The organism is Streptomyces litchfieldiae (assembly GCF_031845365.1).
GTDB classification, from domain to species: domain Bacteria; phylum Actinomycetota; class Actinomycetes; order Streptomycetales; family Streptomycetaceae; genus Streptomyces; species Streptomyces litchfieldiae.
On the sequence record NZ_JAVREL010000095.1, the window covers coordinates 1 to 469 of the forward strand.

Here is a 469-nt window from a genome sequence, read left to right on the forward strand (position 1 = left end):
TCCCCGGTCTGGACGGCCGGTCCATGCCCGGCACCGCCACCCGCCTGATGTACAAGTCGACCGACTCGGCCGGCCAGCCCGTCGCCGTGACCGGCGCGTACATAGAACCCTCGGCGGCCTGGAAGGGGACAGGTGCGCGCCCCCTGGTCGCGGTGGCCTCGGGCCCCATGGGCCAGGGCGACCAGTGCGCCCCGTCGTTCGCACTCCAGAACCCGCTCACCCTCAACGGCGAAACGGTGTCCGTGGGCTACGAAGCCCTGGCGATCTACCGGCTCCTGTCCACCGGGGCAGCAGTCGTCGTCACCGACTACGTCGGCCTCGGCACCACCGACCGGCTGCACACCTACGTCAACCGCCTCGACCAGGCACACGCCCTGCTCGACGCGGCCCGCGCCGCCCACGCCGTACCCGGAGCCTCCATCACCACAGCCTCCCGCACCGGTCTCTACGGATACAGCCAGGGCGGCGG

The 469-nt window shown here is 72.1% G+C and carries 1 protein-coding gene; it reads left to right on the forward strand.

The genetic code is table 11. From position 1 onward, the window contains the following. A partial coding sequence (locus RM590_RS35545; protein WP_311708947.1) for a lipase family protein occupies positions 1-469 on the forward strand: 469 nt, incomplete at both ends.